At 35.5% G+C, this 16,479-nt stretch carries 14 protein-coding genes; 10 read left to right on the forward strand and 4 right to left on the reverse strand.

The genetic code is table 11. The features are described from left to right. Window positions 1–18 precede the first annotated feature (18 nt). On the reverse strand, window positions 19–2,391 hold the full coding sequence (locus R2Q16_RS04260) for a M1 family metallopeptidase (RefSeq protein ID WP_316735342.1): 2,373 nt from the start codon (window positions 2,389–2,391) through the stop codon (window positions 19–21). Between the two features lie 8 nt (window positions 2,392–2,399). Continuing rightward, window positions 2,400–2,987, reverse strand: coding sequence for a HupE/UreJ family protein (locus R2Q16_RS04265; protein ID WP_316735343.1), 588 nt, complete (start codon window positions 2,985–2,987; stop codon window positions 2,400–2,402). Between the two features lie 86 nt (window positions 2,988–3,073). On the opposite strand from R2Q16_RS04265, the gene R2Q16_RS04270 reads away from it, so the two are divergent. The 10 genes from R2Q16_RS04270 to R2Q16_RS04315 all read left to right on the forward strand — a co-directional run bounded on the left by R2Q16_RS04270 (window position 3,074) and on the right by R2Q16_RS04315 (window position 12,317). Then, the gene (locus R2Q16_RS04270; RefSeq protein WP_316735344.1) at window positions 3,074–3,586 is read left to right on the forward strand and encodes a DUF6702 family protein; all 513 of its coding nucleotides are present in this window, start codon (window positions 3,074–3,076) and stop codon (window positions 3,584–3,586) included. 149 nt (window positions 3,587–3,735) lie between these two features. After that, the gene (locus R2Q16_RS04275) at window positions 3,736–4,998 is read left to right on the forward strand and encodes a DUF7033 domain-containing protein (RefSeq protein ID WP_316735346.1); all 1,263 of its coding nucleotides are present in this window, start codon (window positions 3,736–3,738) and stop codon (window positions 4,996–4,998) included. A 4-nt stretch (window positions 4,999–5,002) separates the two neighbouring features. Beyond that, complete coding sequence (upp, locus tag R2Q16_RS04280) at window positions 5,003–5,647, forward strand: uracil phosphoribosyltransferase (RefSeq protein WP_316735347.1); 645 nt, start codon at window positions 5,003–5,005, stop codon at window positions 5,645–5,647. A 115-nt stretch (window positions 5,648–5,762) separates the two neighbouring features. After that, entirely contained in the window at window positions 5,763–6,461 is a 699-nt protein-coding gene (locus R2Q16_RS04285; protein WP_316735773.1) for a YjjG family noncanonical pyrimidine nucleotidase, read from the forward strand. Window positions 6,462–6,478: 17 nt separating this feature from the next. Further along, complete coding sequence (locus R2Q16_RS04290; RefSeq protein WP_316735348.1) at window positions 6,479–7,003, forward strand: DinB family protein; 525 nt, start codon at window positions 6,479–6,481, stop codon at window positions 7,001–7,003. Window positions 7,004–7,022: 19 nt separating this feature from the next. After that, on the forward strand, window positions 7,023–8,342 hold the full coding sequence (locus tag R2Q16_RS04295; protein WP_316735349.1) for a flippase: 1,320 nt from the start codon (window positions 7,023–7,025) through the stop codon (window positions 8,340–8,342). After that, window positions 8,339–8,986 carry an FkbM family methyltransferase gene (locus R2Q16_RS04300; RefSeq protein WP_316735350.1) on the forward strand — a complete coding sequence of 216 codons (648 nt, stop codon included), beginning with the start codon at window positions 8,339–8,341 and terminating at the stop codon, window positions 8,984–8,986. The genes R2Q16_RS04295 and R2Q16_RS04300 overlap by 4 nt, the downstream gene beginning before the upstream one ends. 11 nt (window positions 8,987–8,997) lie before the next feature. Continuing rightward, the gene (locus tag R2Q16_RS04305; protein ID WP_316735352.1) at window positions 8,998–9,759 is read left to right on the forward strand and encodes a class I SAM-dependent methyltransferase; all 762 of its coding nucleotides are present in this window, start codon (window positions 8,998–9,000) and stop codon (window positions 9,757–9,759) included. Window positions 9,760–9,896: 137 nt separating this feature from the next. Then, window positions 9,897–10,811 carry a glycosyltransferase gene (locus tag R2Q16_RS04310; RefSeq protein ID WP_316735354.1) on the forward strand — a complete coding sequence of 305 codons (915 nt, stop codon included), beginning with the start codon at window positions 9,897–9,899 and terminating at the stop codon, window positions 10,809–10,811. 54 nt (window positions 10,812–10,865) lie between these two features. Continuing rightward, complete coding sequence (locus tag R2Q16_RS04315; protein ID WP_316735357.1) at window positions 10,866–12,317, forward strand: alpha-L-fucosidase; 1,452 nt, start codon at window positions 10,866–10,868, stop codon at window positions 12,315–12,317. Here the strand turns inward: R2Q16_RS04315 and R2Q16_RS04320 are convergent. Together R2Q16_RS04320 and R2Q16_RS04325 are read right to left on the reverse strand one after the other, a co-directional pair. After that, on the reverse strand, window positions 12,312–13,064 hold the full coding sequence (locus tag R2Q16_RS04320) for a class I SAM-dependent methyltransferase (RefSeq protein WP_316735359.1): 753 nt from the start codon (window positions 13,062–13,064) through the stop codon (window positions 12,312–12,314). The two genes, R2Q16_RS04315 and R2Q16_RS04320, sit on opposite strands and share 6 nt — an antisense overlap. Before the next feature lie 167 nt (window positions 13,065–13,231). After that, window positions 13,232–16,420, reverse strand: a complete 3,189-nt coding sequence (locus R2Q16_RS04325) for a S41 family peptidase (RefSeq protein ID WP_316735361.1) — start codon at window positions 16,418–16,420, stop codon at window positions 13,232–13,234. Window positions 16,421–16,479: the final 59 nt, after the last annotated feature.

Raw genomic sequence — 16,479 nt, forward strand, 5'->3', positions numbered from 1 at the left:
GTTAAAGTTTAATCAAATCTATTTACCCGCAGCTTTTTGCATCGGGTTCATACCAACCGATTGCCCTCTAACTGCAGTTGCATTTTTGGCTTTAAAAACCTTGAATTTGCTTTCTTTAGCTTTGCCACCCCAAGTATTGTTACTGGTGTCGATATCAGCTGTTTCACGCAATGGATCAATTAAAATGGATTGTACTTCTTTATCCTTAACATAAAATTTAGATGTTTTCAGCTCATTGTGTCTCCATATCTGCGCCGGAATACGATCAATTTCTTTCGTTCCATCTGCATAAGTAAACTCAACTATAATTGGCATTACTAAACCGCCTTTGTTGCTAAACACCAATTCGTAAAAAAACTTGTTCTCGTATTTTGTCTGCTCAGCAGTAGGAAGCGGCTCTAAAACAGAAGTACCTTCTACTCTAACAGCCGTTGCAGTATCAACACTTACTTGTCCTCTATCATATTTATAATAAAAATCTTGTGCTGCAGGTGTTTTATCGGTATAAAAACTTATCGTTTTATCACCTCTGTTTCTGATTTTAGAAATATCCTGAAAAGCATTAACGGCAGGCTTATCAATTTTTACCATTCTTGCTCTTGCTTCCGGAACTGAAGTAGGGAAATCTGCTTTGGCAAATTTCACGCTATCTAATGAAATATCGCAAGGTTCTGTTCCATAAAACCAACCTCTCCAAAACCAATCCAAATCTTCACCACTCGCATCTTCCATTGTACGGAATAAATCTGCCGGTTGCGGATGTTTAAAAGCCCATCTTCTAGAATACTCCTTAAAAGCATAATCGAACAGCTCTCTTCCCATAATGGTTTCACGCAGAATGTTTAAACCCGTTGCAGGTTTAGAATAAGCATTCGGACCAAAGCGGGCGATGTTTTCTGAATTGGTCATAATTGGTTCTAACTCATCCTTCGGCAATTTCATATAATCAACAATAGTATAAGCCGGACCTTTTTTACTAGGAAAAGTATTGTCCCAAAGTTCTTCAGTTAAATATTCAACAAAAGAGTTTAAACCTTCATCCATCCAAGTCCATTGGCGTTCATCGCTGTTCACAATCATCGGGAAGAAGTTGTGCCCAACTTCGTGAATAATTACGCCAAGCATTCCGTTTTTAGTGCTTTCACTATAAGTTCCATCTGCATCCGTACGACCATAATTAAAACAAATCATAGGATATTCCATTCCATTTGCGGCTTCGATACTTTGTGCAACCGGGTAAGGATAAGGAATGGTAAAATCAGAATACGTTTTAATGGTATGCGCAACTGCACGAGTAGAGAATTTGCTGTATAAATTGTAAGCTTCTTTACCGTAAAAACTCATACACATAACCGTATTGTTATTGGTTTCTATTTTTTGCGGCATTGCATCCCAAATAAACTTGCGGGAAGAAGTCCATGCAAAATCGCGTACGTTATCTGCCTGAAAAACCCAGGTTTTAGTAGCGGTTGATTTTTTCGTCTCAGCCAATTTAGCCTCTGCTAAAGTTTGAATTTCTACAGGGGCAGTTGCGGTTTTAGCTGTATTGTATCGGCTTAATTGCGTTGGATTTAAAACAGCACTGTAGTTTAAACATGCACCCGTTGAACCCACAAGGTGATCTGCAGGAACCGTCATTTGCACTTTAAAATCGCCAAAGGTCAAGGCAAATTCTCCCCTGCCAGTAAACTGGTGATTTTGCCATCCTTGGAAATCACTGTAAACACACAATCGTGGATACCATTGCGCCATTGTAAACAAATAATTTCCATCGCCTGCAAAATATTCGTAACCACCACGACCACCTTCGGCCATCCTATCGGTTATTTTATAATTCCAATCGATATTGAAAATTAACTTTTGCCCGGTTTTTAATGGTGCCGGTAAATCAACACGCATCATTGTTTTATTAACTGTATAACTTAGTTTTTTGCCTAAGGCATCGGTTATTTTAAGAATGTTAATTCCAAAACCGTTATCTGTTTTAGAACTCAACGCATCAATACTTTTTGTTGTACCAGCATTCGGCATTTTAGTTGCATCCTGATAGTTTGCATTTTTGCTTGTGCTATGCTCGTTTTCATCAAGTTGCAACCATATATAAGTTAATGGATCTGGCGAATTATTGGTATAAGTTACCGTTTCACTTCCTGTTAACAATAGGTTTTTTTCGTCAAGCGTACATTTAATGTTATAATCGGCTCGTTGCTGCCAGTATTTTACACCTGGTGCACCACTTGCTGTTCTTTGTTCGTTTGGCGTTGGCAAAATTGTACCCAATTGCTCAAACTTGTTTCCGTGGTTACTGCCAGGATTATTCTGGATGTTTTGTGCTATTGCTAAACTCCCCGTAAAAAGCAATAAACCGGTTAACGTAAATAATTTGTTCATAATGATATTTATAAAAAAGGAATTCTTTGTAATGACATTTGTAAAGCCAAACTGAAAACCGCAGCCGAGATGAATAAAACCCAATCGCGGCGTTTGATTTTTGTATAGTTGAAAATAAATAAGGTTATGATTAAAATTATAAAAACCATAAAAACCTGTCCGGCTTCTAAACCTAGATTAAAGCCGAATAAACCCCAACCAATATTATCGCCTTTGGCTAGCATTATCCTAATTGAATTTGCAAAACCCATTCCGTGGATTAATCCAAACACTAAAGCAAGGTAATAGTTTATTTTAACAGATTTTAGTGAAAAATCTTTACGAAAAAGATTACTTATTGCTGTTAAAACAATGGTGCATGGAATTAAAAACTCAACCCATTTACTATCAAAACGGAAAACATCGGTTACACTTAAAAATAAAGTTAACGAATGTCCAATGGTGAAAGCCGTTACTAAAATTAAAACCTGCTTTAAGTTTTCATAGCTATAAATAGCCACCAAAGCTAAAATAAATAGTTGGTGATCTAGAGCATCTGCACTGATGATATGTTCCCAACCGAGTTTAAAATAAAATAAGAAATCTTGCAATGGCATTATAAATTAGCTTTGTGTAATAAGCTTTAGTATTTTTGAATCCTTAAAATTAAAATTTTAATCTTAAAAAAATTAAAATCGCCCAAATGCTAGCGTTAAACACCAAACTTGTTACCTTATTTTTCATCATTTCTCTATTTAGTTTTAAAAAACTCGAGAAACATCCACTTCATGTGAGTACAACTGAGGTTAATTTCAACCAAAAGGAGAAAACACTGGAAGTAAGCTGTAGAATTTTTAGCGATGATTTTGAGAGCATTCTGTCTAAAACCTACAAGCAGAAAACAGATTTGGTAAATCCGGCTTTAAAAAATCAAATGGATGTATTGGTAAAAAAATATCTGCAGAGTCATTTATTAATCAAAGCCAACGGGAAGCCAGTTAGCATGAATTACATCGGTTTTGAAATTGACCATGAAGCCACAAATATTTATCTGGAAGTTGAAAAAATATCAGCAATAAAAACGCTTGAAGTAAATAGTTCAATTCTCTACGATTTGTTTGACGACCAGATGAGTATCGTACATTTAGTTAAGGGTTCGACTAGGAAAAGTGGCAAAATTCTTTATCCTGATAAAAATTTCTCGGCAAACTTTTAATTGTAATTTTTGAATTAGATATTAAACTAAGGTTAAAAAACCCCTAATTTTATTAGATGCCCTAACCGTAAGATAATGTGAAAAGGCAATAATCGGCAGGATAAATTGTTCAAAAGTAAAGTTTATACCGCTCTCTATTGTTATTAAATATGCACATAATTGTCTTTTCGCCAATTTTAACACCAAGGATAAAATATATCTTCAATTTTATATTTAAGGATATATTAAAGATCGAAGTTGAGTTTACCGGAAACACGGAGTATTTTCTGCAGAGCGAAAATGCGAGAGTTAGCTACGCAGATAAACCTTTCGGTAACGAGCTTTTTTTCAAAAATTCGAGCATTCTATTATCCAACAAAGTTGAAGAAATAAAGCTCAAAACAACAACATTTGATGATTATAAAGTACCATTTTCTGTTGATGATTCGGCTTTGCCGTTTGATGTTTTTGCCGCTTCATTTTATATTTTAAGCCGATACGAAGAATACATCCACAGAGCGAATGGTAATCTTGAATTTAAAGCTAAAGACAGCCTTCAATATAAATGGAAAATTCTAAATCGCCCCGTAATTGATGAATGGGCATTACTGATAAAAAATATGTTAAGGAAGAAATATCCTTCGTTAAGGTTTCCGGAAAAGAAATTCAGCCATCAATCTACTATCAATTTCACCTTAAAACCTGATGTTCCAGAAAAGTTCATCCCCAAAACAAAATTTATTTTCAGTTCGATATTTAACAAAGAGCAGAAATATTTGAGTGGCATTTTTGATAAACTTACTGGTTTGGAAATCAATCCTGAGTTCGTAATTGAATCGCTGGATAAAGTTCATTCAACCCAAAAGCCTATCTACTTTATAAATTTCCCTGCCGATTCTAAAAACCGATTAAAATTTGAGCACAACAGCCTTTTTCTAAAAAATAAAATCGTCGGACTATTTCGCCCTTGCACAACAGATAAAGAAAAATTTGTGTCACTAAAATCAGATTTATTTAAGCTAAAGGAATTGCAGCAAAGCTTAATTAATTTATCAAGCCAGCAAACCGAAGGTTTAAAATTGCCATCCTGTTATCTTCATTTGCTCTCAGCAGGCATAAGTTCTGATTACTCTATGGGTTATGAAGATACGCCCGGATTCAGGGCAGGAACTTGCACACCCTTTAACTGGTACGATTTACAGCTTGAAAAAGTTACGGCAATTAGTATAAAATCTTATGCCATTTGCGACAATGCCTTTCAGTATTTAGGTTTTAATGAGGCTGTTAACATCACCAATACGTTTATTGATGTAGTGAAGATGGTAAATGGTTACTTTTGTAGTAGCTGGCAACTGAAAAATTTATCAGAAAATGTTAAATTTAAAAAATTGAGAGCTGTTTATATCGACATGATAAAATATGCCGGAAACTAAAAATATGACATTCGACCTGAGTAAGACAAAATCAATAGCAAATACTTTTGTTGCAGAACTTCGTGATGAAAATGTACAGAAAGATTCAATGCGTTTTCGCAAAAACCTCGAACGTTTGGGGGAATTTTTCGCTTATGAAATCAGTAAAACTTTAACGTTTACAACAAAAGAAGTTGTTACGCCTTTGGGAACATCGCAATGCGATTTTTTAGAAAAACAACCTGTCTTAGCTACAATTTTAAGAGCGGGTTTACCTTTGCAGCAAGGCTTACTGAACATTTACGATAAGGCAGAATGCTGTTTTATTTCAGCTTACCGAAAGGTTGAAAAAAGCGGTGATTTTGTAATTCAGATGGATTACATTTCTACGCCCGATTTGGATGGTCGCATTTTAATAATGGCCGACCCAATGCTTGCAACCGGACAAAGCATGGTAATGTGTTGCAAAGAATTGTTAAATCGTTATAAAATTGCCGAATTACATATTGTTGCTGCTATTGCAAGTACCGAAGGTGTTGCCCATGTTAAAGCTAATTTACCCAAGGCGAAATTATGGCTTGGTGCTGTAGATGAGGAAATGACCAGCAAATCTTACATCGTACCAGGTTTGGGTGATGCCGGAGATTTGGCTTATGGTGAAAAAGTGTGACCATGACTTTTAGGAGCTAAGGATGAACAGGATTTGGTATTCCAACTGAGACATTTCAACCTTCAAACATTCCAACTTTCAATATTAAAACCGTTCAACATTCCAACAACAGAACATCTTGAAAAACAAAAAACACATATTTTTCGACCTCGACCATACCATTTGGGATTTTGACCGAAATGCAGAAGAAACCTTAAATGAGCTTTTTCACACTTATAAATTAGGCTCTTTAGGACTTAATTCTTGTGATGAATTTATCACTACCTATACTGAAAATAATCATCGGCTTTGGGCCGATTATCATCTTGGCAAAATAACCAAGGATTTTTTAAGAGCCGAAAGATTCAATAAAACTTTTATACAGTTAGGCGTTCATCCTGATGCGGTTCCGCACCAGTTTGAAGATGATTATGTAAGTATTTCGCCAACGAAAACGAATTTATTTGAAGGTGCAGAAAACGTATTGAGTTACCTACAACAAAAATATACTTTGCATATCATTTCAAATGGCTTTAAAGAAACTACCCTGACTAAAATGCATTTATCAGGTTTAAATCCATACTTCACTAACGTCATTATTTCAGAAGATGTTGGCGTTAACAAACCTAATCCATTAATTTTTGAACATGCTTTAGCAAAGGCTCAAGCATCGAAAGAAGAAAGCATTATGATTGGCGACAGTTTGGAAGCCGACATTTATGGCGCTTTAGGATTCGGAATAGATGCAATATTTTTTAATCCTCTGAAAAAAGAAAGACCAGATGATATAAAGAAGGAAATTACGCATCTGGAAGAATTATTGCATCTATTTTAATTCATAACTTACATCAAATGAATTCAGCCAAAATAAAAGTTTCCATCCATCATGTTGTTGATGCTTATAAAGCTAAACTTTCATTATACACTGATGATATTTTTGAAACCACGCCACCAATTAACGGCTGGAGTTACAGCGAAGTTTACTGCCATATTTTCGATTCGAGTTTGCTCTCCACAATTGCGCTAGAAAATGCAGCAAAAGGAAAGGGCGAAGCTAAACCCACGCACTTTATCGTAAAATTTATTCTTTTATTTGGCTCTTTACCTCCAGCAAAAAAATATGAAGTACCGAAAAGACTTGCCGGCAGGGTAAAGAAAATTAGTAAAACCGAAGCTTTGGATTTTATTCTAGAGTTTGAGAAGGCTTTAGAAACGGTATATCCACTAATTGCCCGAGCAAGTAAAACTTCAAAAACCAAACATCCACGATTGGGTTATTTAAATGCAAAGCAATGGTTACGGTTTATAGAAATTCATTTAAAGCACCATTTGAAGCAACTAATTCGAATTGAGCAAAGTTTTCAGCAAAGCATTTAAAATTCACATCTTTGCGATAATGAAATTACCCACCATAAAAGGTTTTGATGAGGAGGCATTTAACAAGTATTTAAAAAATGCTGGTTGGGTTATGTTTGGAAAAGGACTTAGCCTTGTCGTAAATCTTTTGATTGCAAGATACCTCGGTCCTATTTTATTTGGGGATTTAAGCTTTGGATTATCGTTAGTTGCAATTTTAGCAGCTGTCGGCGCACTAGGCTTAGACACTTTTATTATTCGAGAGATAATTCAAGAGCCCGAAAAACGCAACGAAATATTGGGCACATCGTTATGGCTCAGAATGGTTGCCAATGCGCTTTTAATCCCGATAGCGGTAGCCATATATTTAATAAGCCATCATTTTTCCTCAAATCCTGGCGAACCACTAACGCTACTTGTGGGTTTGCTTGCCCTTGCATCTTTTTTCAAATCATTTAATGTAATTGATGCATATTTTCAATCGCAGGTACAATCCAAATATGTAGTACAAGTACAAAATATTTGTTTAATTATTACCTCAGTTGTTAAAATAATTCTCATAACACTAAATCTTCCGCTTCTATACATTGTAATAGCATATGTTTTTGATGGATTGATTTTGGCAATTGGCCTAATTATAATTTTTCAGAAAAGAGGATTCAATATTTTCGATTGGACGTTTAATAAACAAAGAGCAAAATTTCTTTTACAAAAGTCTTCGCCATTAATACTGTCTGCAGTAATGGTTTCTATTTACATGAAAATAGACGTTGTAATGCTTAAAAGCATTGGCAGTAAAGCGGTCGGGATTTACAGTGCAGCACAAAACTTAAGTGAAGCATGGTATTTTATACCGGTGGCCATTGTAACTTCTGTTTTTCCGGCATTACTAAATGCCCGCAAAACCGATTTACAGCGATATCAGAAGCGCTTAGGAAACCTATACGACCTACTCGTTTTTATCAGCATACCCGTTGCGCTTTTTATAAGTTTCTTTGGTTCTGATATTATTCATATTATCTACCAAGGAAAATATGATGGTGCCGGACCAATGTTATCCATCCATATATGGTCGGGTATATTTGTATTTTTAGGCACGGCAAGTTCGCAATACTTGGTTGCAGAAGGTTTTACAAAAATTTCATTCTACAGAACAGCCGCAGGAGCAATAATCAATATCGGACTTAATATGTGGTTAATCCCACGATATGCCGGAGTTGGTGCATCATTAGCAACACTCATCGCTTGCTTTGTTTCAACATTTTATCTTTTATTAATCCCCAAAACTCGCCAACAAGGTATAATGATGTTAAAATCATTATTTTTGATAACCGCATTTCAAAAAATATTAAAACGTTGAGTACACTAAAAGCATTAAGCACATTAATTGCTAAACCTTCAAGGTTAAAAGCATTATTATCATACGGACACAAGGGCTACTTAAACAGTATTGGCTGGTTTACCGCATTCGACAACAAGCAAGCTGTTGACGGTGATGGTAAAGCGCTTCCCTGGGTCACCTATTCTTTTATCGATTTTATTAAAGAACGAATAAATAAGACTCAGAATATTTTTGAATATGGCTCTGGCAATTCTACCATTTTTTATGCAGATAAAGCTGGTTCGGTAACATCAGTAGAACATGATAAAAATTGGTTCGAAAAGGTAAAGAATACAAGTCCGGCAAATGCAGAAATGATTTACTGCGAATTGCAACGCGATGGTGAATACGCTAAAAAAGCAGCTTTACTGAATAAGAAATTCGAAATCATTATTGTTGATGGAAGAGATAGAGTGCGCTGCTGCAAATATAGTTTGGATGCATTAACTAACGACGGCGTTATAGTTTTAGATGATAGTGAGCGTGAAGTTTATAATCCGGCAAGGATTTTACTTTTGGAGCAAGGGTTTAAAGAAATTAGTTTTAGCGGAATATCTCCAGGCTTATTTTACGAAAAAGCAACATCAGTTTTTTATAAACCCAATAACTGTTTGGGCATTTAATTCACACCATTATGCTAAGCGAAGAAGTAAAAACCGCCTACGATAACTTTTATACCAACAGCGATGTTGCATGGAGAATGCTTGGTGCAAAATACAAGGCTAAAAATATTGTTGAGGTTTGCCAAAGTATAAAACCTGCAAAAGTTTTAGAAGTGGGCGCAGGCGATGGTAGCATCCTTCATTTTTTAAATGAATGGAATTTCGCACCAGAACTTCATGCGTTAGAGATTGCAGAAAGCGGTGTCGATATTATCAAAAGCAGAAATTTATCACGGTTAAAATCTGTTCAAACATTTGATGGGTATAAAATTCCTTTTGAAGATAATGCATTCGACTTGGTGATTCTTGCGCATGTATTGGAGCATGTAGAGCATGAAAGAATTTTGCTTCGTGAATTAAAAAGGGTTTCTAAATACATTGTTGTAGAAGTTCCGAAAGATTACCGTTTCGGTGTAGACCAACGCATGAAACACTTTCTTGATTATGGGCATATCAATATGTACACGCCAACATCGTTAAGGTTTTTATTGCAAAGCGAAGGACTTGAAATTTTAGAAGATAAAGTCTCGATGACGGCTACTGAAACCGTTAAGTTTAATGAATTCATCAATAAGAAAGCACCTAAATCTTTTGCCAAAAACCTCAAAATCGAACTAGAATATCGGATTAAAAAAACGTTAGGTAATTTTCTAGGCAGAAAAAAACAAGAGCAATTTGCTAATGCCTATACAGTTTTGACTAAAAAATCAGATTCGAACTTGCATATATTTTAATCATTTTTAAATGAGATTGCTTCACTCACCCTACGCAGCCCAAAAGCTTCGGTTCGCAATGACGCTTCATTTGTCGTCATTGCGAGGAGGAACAACGAAGCAATCTTTACCTATCTAAACTTCGTTCTAAATAAATTATGCAAAACCTTGCACCAATAGCACTTTTCGTTTATAATCGACCGCAGCATACCGAGCGTACTTTAAAGTTTTTACAGCAGAATGAACTTGCTGCAGAAAGTCGTTTGTATATTTTTGCTGATGGAGCTAAAAGTGAAAATGATATTGATAAAGTAGAGGAAGTTAAAGCCATAATTAACAAAGTTGATGGTTTCAAATCTGTTAAAATCATCGAAAGAAAAGATAATGCCGGATTAGCAAATTCTGTTATTGCAGGCGTTAGTAAGCTGATAAAGGATTACGGACGTGTTATCGTTTTTGAAGATGATTTAGTTTCATCGCCATATACCTTAACTTATTTTAACGATGCTTTAAACCGCTACCATACAGAGGAGAAGGTGATGCACATTGGGGCTTATATGTATCCTCTAAAAGAGGAGAATCTACCACAATCTTTTTTCTTTAGAGCAGCTACAAGTTGGGGCTGGGCAACATGGGCAAGAGCTTGGGAACATTTTGAACCAAACATCGATACTTTGTTAAATCAGTTCGATTCGAAGAAAAAATCAGCTTTCGCTATAGACAACTCTATGAATTTCTGGAAACAAATGCAGGAATTCAAGAGAGGCAAAAACAATAGCTGGGCGATTCGTTGGTATGCTTCTATATTTTTAAAAGGTGGCTTAACATTAAATCCTGCTCAATCTTTAGTGAATAATATTGGGCATGATGGTACAGGCGTACATTCGGGAATTAATGACATTTACAACGTGGTTATTAATCCAAAACGAATAACCAACTTCCCTGATATTATAGCCGAAGATAAAAATGCATATCAAGCTATAAAACACTTTTTAGGAAATAGAAAAGGAAACTTGGCATCAAGAATTAAGCGTTTTGTAAAAGAAAAGTTAGCTCAATATTTTTCAAAATAACAAACAGGCTATTCTAAATAATTCTTTGTAATTTGGGTGTTCTAAACTCCAATTATGAAGATTTTAACCACCGTTTTTTTATTAATTTCTTTAAACATTTTTGCTCAAACCGCACCAAAACCATACGGTGCAATCCCATCTAAAAGGCAGTTAGCCTGGCACGATGTTGAGGTTTATGGTTTAATACATTTTACACCTACAACATTCGAAAATAAAGAATGGGGCTTTGGTGATGCCGACCCAAAAACTTTTAATCCTTCGGATTTTAACGCGGAGCAAATCATTAATGCGGCCAAAGATGGCGGTTTAAAGGGCATCCTTTTAGTTGCAAAACACCATGATGGTTTTGCGCTTTGGCCAACAAAAACCACAGAATATAACATCACTAAAAGCCCTTTTAGAAATGGAAAAGGAGATTTAGTAAAAGAAGTTGAGCAAGCGGTTAGAAAAAATGGTTTAAAATTTGGGGTTTATTGTTCACCTTGGGATAGAAACAATGCACTTTATGGAACAGATAAATATTTGGCCATTTATCAAGCGCAGCTTAAGGAGTTATACAGAAATTACGGCGAACTTTTTATGAGTTGGCATGATGGAGCAAACGGTGGTGATGGCTATTATGGTGGGGCTAAAGAAAAACGTTCTATTGATAATACAACTTATTACGATTGGACCAATACTTGGGGAATAACGCGAAAAATGCAGCCAATGGCTAATATTTTCAGCGATATTGGTTTAGATGTTAGATGGGTTGGAAGCGAAGACGGTACGGCTGCAAAAACCAGTTGGGCTACTTTTACACCACTTCCGCCAGAAGGTAAAAATGTTGCGGTTCCTGGTCAGGCGAATTACCCGCAAAGCCCAATGGGTATTAGAAATGGCAAGTTTTGGATGCCTGCAGAATGCGATGTTCCATTAAGAAAAGGCTGGTTTTACCATGCGGATGAAAAACCAAAATCATCAGAAACTTTGTTCGATTTATATTTACAAAGTGTTGGAAATGGCGCTGCTCTAGATTTAGGCTTAGCGCCTGATACTAGAGGGCAATTGCATAGTGATGATGTTGCGGCTTTAAAAGGTTTTGGTGATATGGTTAAGCACACTTTTGCAAATAATCTGGCTAAGGATGCACATATAACTCCGAGCAATACAAGAGGCAAAAACTATAACTCTAATAGCATTTTAGATGGCAATAAAAACAGCTACTGGGCAACTGCCGATGCAATACATCAGGCAAGTTTAGAAATCGATTTAAAATCGGCGAAGACTTTTGATATTATTAGTTTACAAGAATTCATCCCGTTAGGACAAAGAATTGAAGAATTTAATGTTGAGGTTTTCGAAAATAATGCGTGGAAGAAAGTTTACAGCGGAGAAAGTATTGGTGCAAAAAGATTAATCAAATTGGAGCAACCAATTACAGCGCAGAAGCTAAGGTTAAACATCACAAAATCGCCAGTTTGCATCACGTTGAGCGAATTTGGGGTTTACAAGAAAAGTTTATAAAGGTTTCTTAGCTTCAACGATAATATATGGCGATAAGCTTTTACTTTCGAATGGAATAATTTTAGTGAAGATTTTACCTGTTAACCAAACTGCTTTTTTAAACAGACGAACACCGGCAGATTTTTGACTTTCATTTTCTAACCAAACACTAAAATGCCCGAAATAGCCTGATTTTACTTCTTTCAAACCTGCTTGCTCGCAGATTGATTTTAGCAATTCAGGATTCATGCTATCGATGTTATGTTTATCGTAGTTTTCTTTATCAAAGTTTCGCTGAAACCAGCCATTTACGGCTTTAAAATTTGGCAAGGTAATAAATAGTGTTCCACCAGGTTTAACAAAGGCAATATGACGATTGATAATATCAGCTGTATCATTAAAATGTTCAATCAATCCGCAGCTTAGAACTAAATCATATTGTTGTTCTGGTTGATAATTAAATAAATCTGTTTCGATTATGTTAATATCCTTTTCAGATAAACTATTTTTTTCTAAAAGCTCATTTACTACAGGCTGATGAACAAAATAATCTAATAAAGTAACATCAAGCTTGAAAAACTTTTTTAAGAAAACGGCATAATAACCCGGAAACCCACCCAACTCAATGGCTGTTTTTACATTTTGCTTTGTGATGATTTCGGCAAGCTGTTTATGAAACAGATAATTTTCAGGTAACTGAACGGCCAGTCCTCTTTTACTTTCCCAATAATTTACCCAAAAAGCCCTGTCGGTTAATAAATTTGCCATGTTTTAAATTGATTCCAATTCCAAAGAAACGGAAAATTTAGTTAACTGTAGAAATGATAAATCGGTTAATTGAAAAATGACTAACGCTCTAAAATAAAAATTGGTTAATTGTTAATGTAGAGACCACACCAACAATTAACCAATTCAAATAATTTAGCAGTTAACCCCTACTTTAAGTCTTTCAAAATTTCAGCTACCGCTTTTTCTAATTGTGGGTCTTTATCTTGTAAACGGTTTTCAAAAGTATTTTTAATATAGATATCAGGCGTTACACCATCTTTTTCTATGTTTTTACCATCCATTGTATAGCAACCCCAAGATGGCAAACGATAAGAAGAACCATCAACCAAACCTTTCGCCGAAGTAAAAATAATCCATCGATAAGTTTCAGTTCCAATAATTTTACCCAACTTCAATTGCTTAAATCCTTGTGCAGTCATTTCTGCATCACTTAACGATTGCTCATTAATTAAAAGCACAATTGGTTTAGCTGCTGGTCCAAAATTACTTTGAGGAGCCATTTTACCACCTCTGTATTTCCATTTCAAATACGGTTTTTGCGATAGAAATCTTAATACGGCATCGTGTACATTTCCCCCTGTGTTGTAACGTAAATCTAAAATAATCGCATCCTTATTTTCTTCCTGTTCTACCATATCTAACAGAAAACGCTCCAACTCTCCGCTTCCCATATTTTTCATGTACGAGTAAGCGATTCTATTATTACCCCATTTATCTACATTCGAGCGGTTTTTAGCAATCCATTCATCGTAAAGGTTGTTTCTTAAACTCGCGGCACTTTGCGGATGAATGTTTACGTTAACATCTTTACCACTTCTGGCAAAAGTTAAAGTCATTTCCTTATCTAATGATGGCTTGCTGAAATAATAATCGCGGTCGATCTTTTCATCAACCTCCACCCCATTTACTTTTTTCAAAACATCACCAGGTAAAATATTTACACTACCGTAAGCTGCATTGCTTTTTGCCGCAACACGTTCAATTTTTAACGGATTTTCATTATCGAAAATGATACCCGTTTGATTGGTGATATAATTTAAGTTTTTCTTTTCTTCAGCACCAAAACTATTGAAACCCATGTGCGATGAGTTTAATTCGCCAAGCATATCATTCAATAAAATTCTTAAATCGCTACGATTATTTACATATGGCAAATAAACTGAATAGCGAATTTTCATTTTTTCCCAGTCAACACCGTGAAAGTTTTCATCGTAGAAATTCTCATCCAAACCAACCCAAGTTTCATAAAACATCTGGTTAAATTCGGCATTTAGGTTTCTGGCGAATTTATAAGCATGATCCACTTTATCAAGTTTGTTGGCATCAAGATTATACTTATTAATCGCACCACCAATTAAGGTAAAAAACTTATCTCCACTTTGGATAATTGTATAATCCTGTCCATCGCCAACTTTCTCGGTTTTATTTGCTTCAAAAGGCTCTATTGTTGTTCTGTACAAACCCGGTTTTCCACCTTCGTGATTTGAACTGTAGAACACATAAGTTTTATCGCCTTTGGCAAATACATCTGTTCCAAACTGACTGCCAAAGCCCGGACTAACCAGCTCAATTCTATCTAAAATATTCTGCGTGTTAATTGTGATTACACTTGCAGGTTTCGGAGTTGGTTTTACATCCGTTTTTTTCTTAGCTGTATCGGTTGTTTTTTTTGTCTTTTTATCCTCTGATGGCGTAACTTCTTTTGGTGCAACTGGTGTTTCTTTAAATAAATCATCAAATTTATCAGCACGGAAGGGCGAATCATAATTATTCAAGGCCATGCGATAAATATGAACATTTGCACTTCCCGAAGGATAAAAAGGATCGGTACGGGCGCTGGTAAAGAAAATGTATTTACCATCAGGCGACCAAGCCGGAGCAGTTTCGGTAACGCCTGTATTAGTTAAGTTGATGGTTTTATTTCCTTTTATGCTATGCACCAAAATATCTTGTTCAAAGTTACGGTAAGCCGTAAAAAGCACATATTCATCATTTGGAGAGAAACTTGGTGTAGAATTTTGAATTGCCCAAAATTCATCTGTAACCAATGTTTTGCTTTCAAAAGTTTTTAAATCGATTAGCTTTAACTCGTTTCTTCCACTTAAATAAACGCCTAAAGTTTTAGCTTTATTAAGTGTGATGTCTCTGTTGTTTGCCTTATCCTTCGTTAACTGCTTTATCATTCCTTTTCCATCTCCAGTAATCGTAAACCAATTTTGGTAGCCATTCCACGTTTGGCTGAATAATATCGTTTTATTATCGGCCAACCATTTACATTGCAAAGCTCTTTCGCCGCTATTGGTAATCTTACGGATAAATTTTCCATCAGCATCGCTTACAAATACCTCACCCCTTGATATAAATACGGTTTTTTTACCATCCGTAGAAACATCAAAAGCCGAAATATTTCCACGCACATCATATTCTTGTTCTTTACTTAAAACCTGATTTCTGGAGGTGCTGATGTTAATTTTTGCTGTTTTTTTTGAGGCAACATCATAAGTATAAAGTTGATAATCTTTCTCAAAAACTACTGTTGTTCCATTTGCAGATACAAAAGGGCGTTTAATTGAAGAATCAAAATTGGTTAAGGCTGTTTTTTTTCCGCCTAGAAAGGTATAAAGATTATACTCTTCATTTCCTTCATCCGATACAAAATAAATATTGCCTTTTTGGTCTACGCTTGTCCAAAAATCTTTACCTATATAATTAGTGTATTGTTTATAAGCCTTTGTTTTTGGATTGTAAGATTGAATATCGGGATTGTATGCTCCTTTATAATGCTTACGATTGGCAAAACGATAGCTTTCCCAGGTATCACTAAAAAATAATTCTCCATTTGGAGACTCGGCAATATGATGCGTAGTATTGAAATAATTATCAAACAGGCGAACTGCTGTACCGCCATTTATACCAACTTTATAACTCGAAAAAGAATTGAACCTGCCAGAAGTAAAGTATATTGTTTTCGAATCCCAGCTCCAATTGTCTACTTCATCGGCGGCATCATTAAAAGTAAGTTGCTTAATATCGCCACCCGCCAATGGCATTACATAAACATCATAATTTCCAAATTGATTAGAAGAAAACGCCATCCATTTCCCATCTGGAGATATTTTTGGATTAATTTCTTCACCTTGCATAGCTGTTATGCGTGAAGCAACACCACCGCTAACCGGCACTTTCCAAATATCACCATCGTAAGCAAATACTATTGTTTGTGCATCGGGCGTTAAAGCTGGGTATGCTGCAAAATAAGTTTGACCTTGAGAAAATGAATTAAACGGCAACAACAAAGCTATTGCTGCTAGCGATTTAAATAGTTTTTTAATCATGATTTTGTTTGTTTGGCTTTCGAAGGTTGAAAATACGCAACAGTTTTTATAATCGTAAA

The organism is Pedobacter aquatilis (genome assembly GCF_032678425.1).
Lineage (GTDB): Bacteria > Bacteroidota > Bacteroidia > Sphingobacteriales > Sphingobacteriaceae > Pedobacter > Pedobacter aquatilis_B.

Bases quoted from the DNA above. Each gene is read 5' to 3' on its own strand.
- R2Q16_RS04295 (WP_316735349.1), top strand. From the start codon at position 7,023: ATGAAATTACCCACCATAAAAGGTTTTGATGAGGAGGCATTTAACAAG.
- R2Q16_RS04290 (WP_316735348.1), top strand. From the start codon at position 6,479: ATGAATTCAGCCAAAATAAAAGTTTCCATCCATCATGTTGTTGATGCT.
- R2Q16_RS04275 (WP_316735346.1), top strand. From the start codon at position 3,736: ATGCACATAATTGTCTTTTCGCCAATTTTAACACCAAGGATAAAATAT.
- R2Q16_RS04325 (WP_316735361.1), bottom strand. From the start codon at position 16,420: ATGATTAAAAAACTATTTAAATCGCTAGCAGCAATAGCTTTGTTGTTG.
- R2Q16_RS04310 (WP_316735354.1), top strand. From the start codon at position 9,897: ATGCAAAACCTTGCACCAATAGCACTTTTCGTTTATAATCGACCGCAG.
- R2Q16_RS04320 (WP_316735359.1), bottom strand. From the start codon at position 13,064: ATGGCAAATTTATTAACCGACAGGGCTTTTTGGGTAAATTATTGGGAA.
- R2Q16_RS04270 (WP_316735344.1), top strand. From the start codon at position 3,074: ATGCTAGCGTTAAACACCAAACTTGTTACCTTATTTTTCATCATTTCT.
- R2Q16_RS04305 (WP_316735352.1), top strand. From the start codon at position 8,998: ATGCTAAGCGAAGAAGTAAAAACCGCCTACGATAACTTTTATACCAAC.
- R2Q16_RS04260 (WP_316735342.1), bottom strand. From the start codon at position 2,391: ATGAACAAATTATTTACGTTAACCGGTTTATTGCTTTTTACGGGGAGT.
- upp (WP_316735347.1), top strand. From the start codon at position 5,003: ATGACATTCGACCTGAGTAAGACAAAATCAATAGCAAATACTTTTGTT.
- R2Q16_RS04315 (WP_316735357.1), top strand. From the start codon at position 10,866: ATGAAGATTTTAACCACCGTTTTTTTATTAATTTCTTTAAACATTTTT.
- R2Q16_RS04265 (WP_316735343.1), bottom strand. From the start codon at position 2,987: ATGCCATTGCAAGATTTCTTATTTTATTTTAAACTCGGTTGGGAACAT.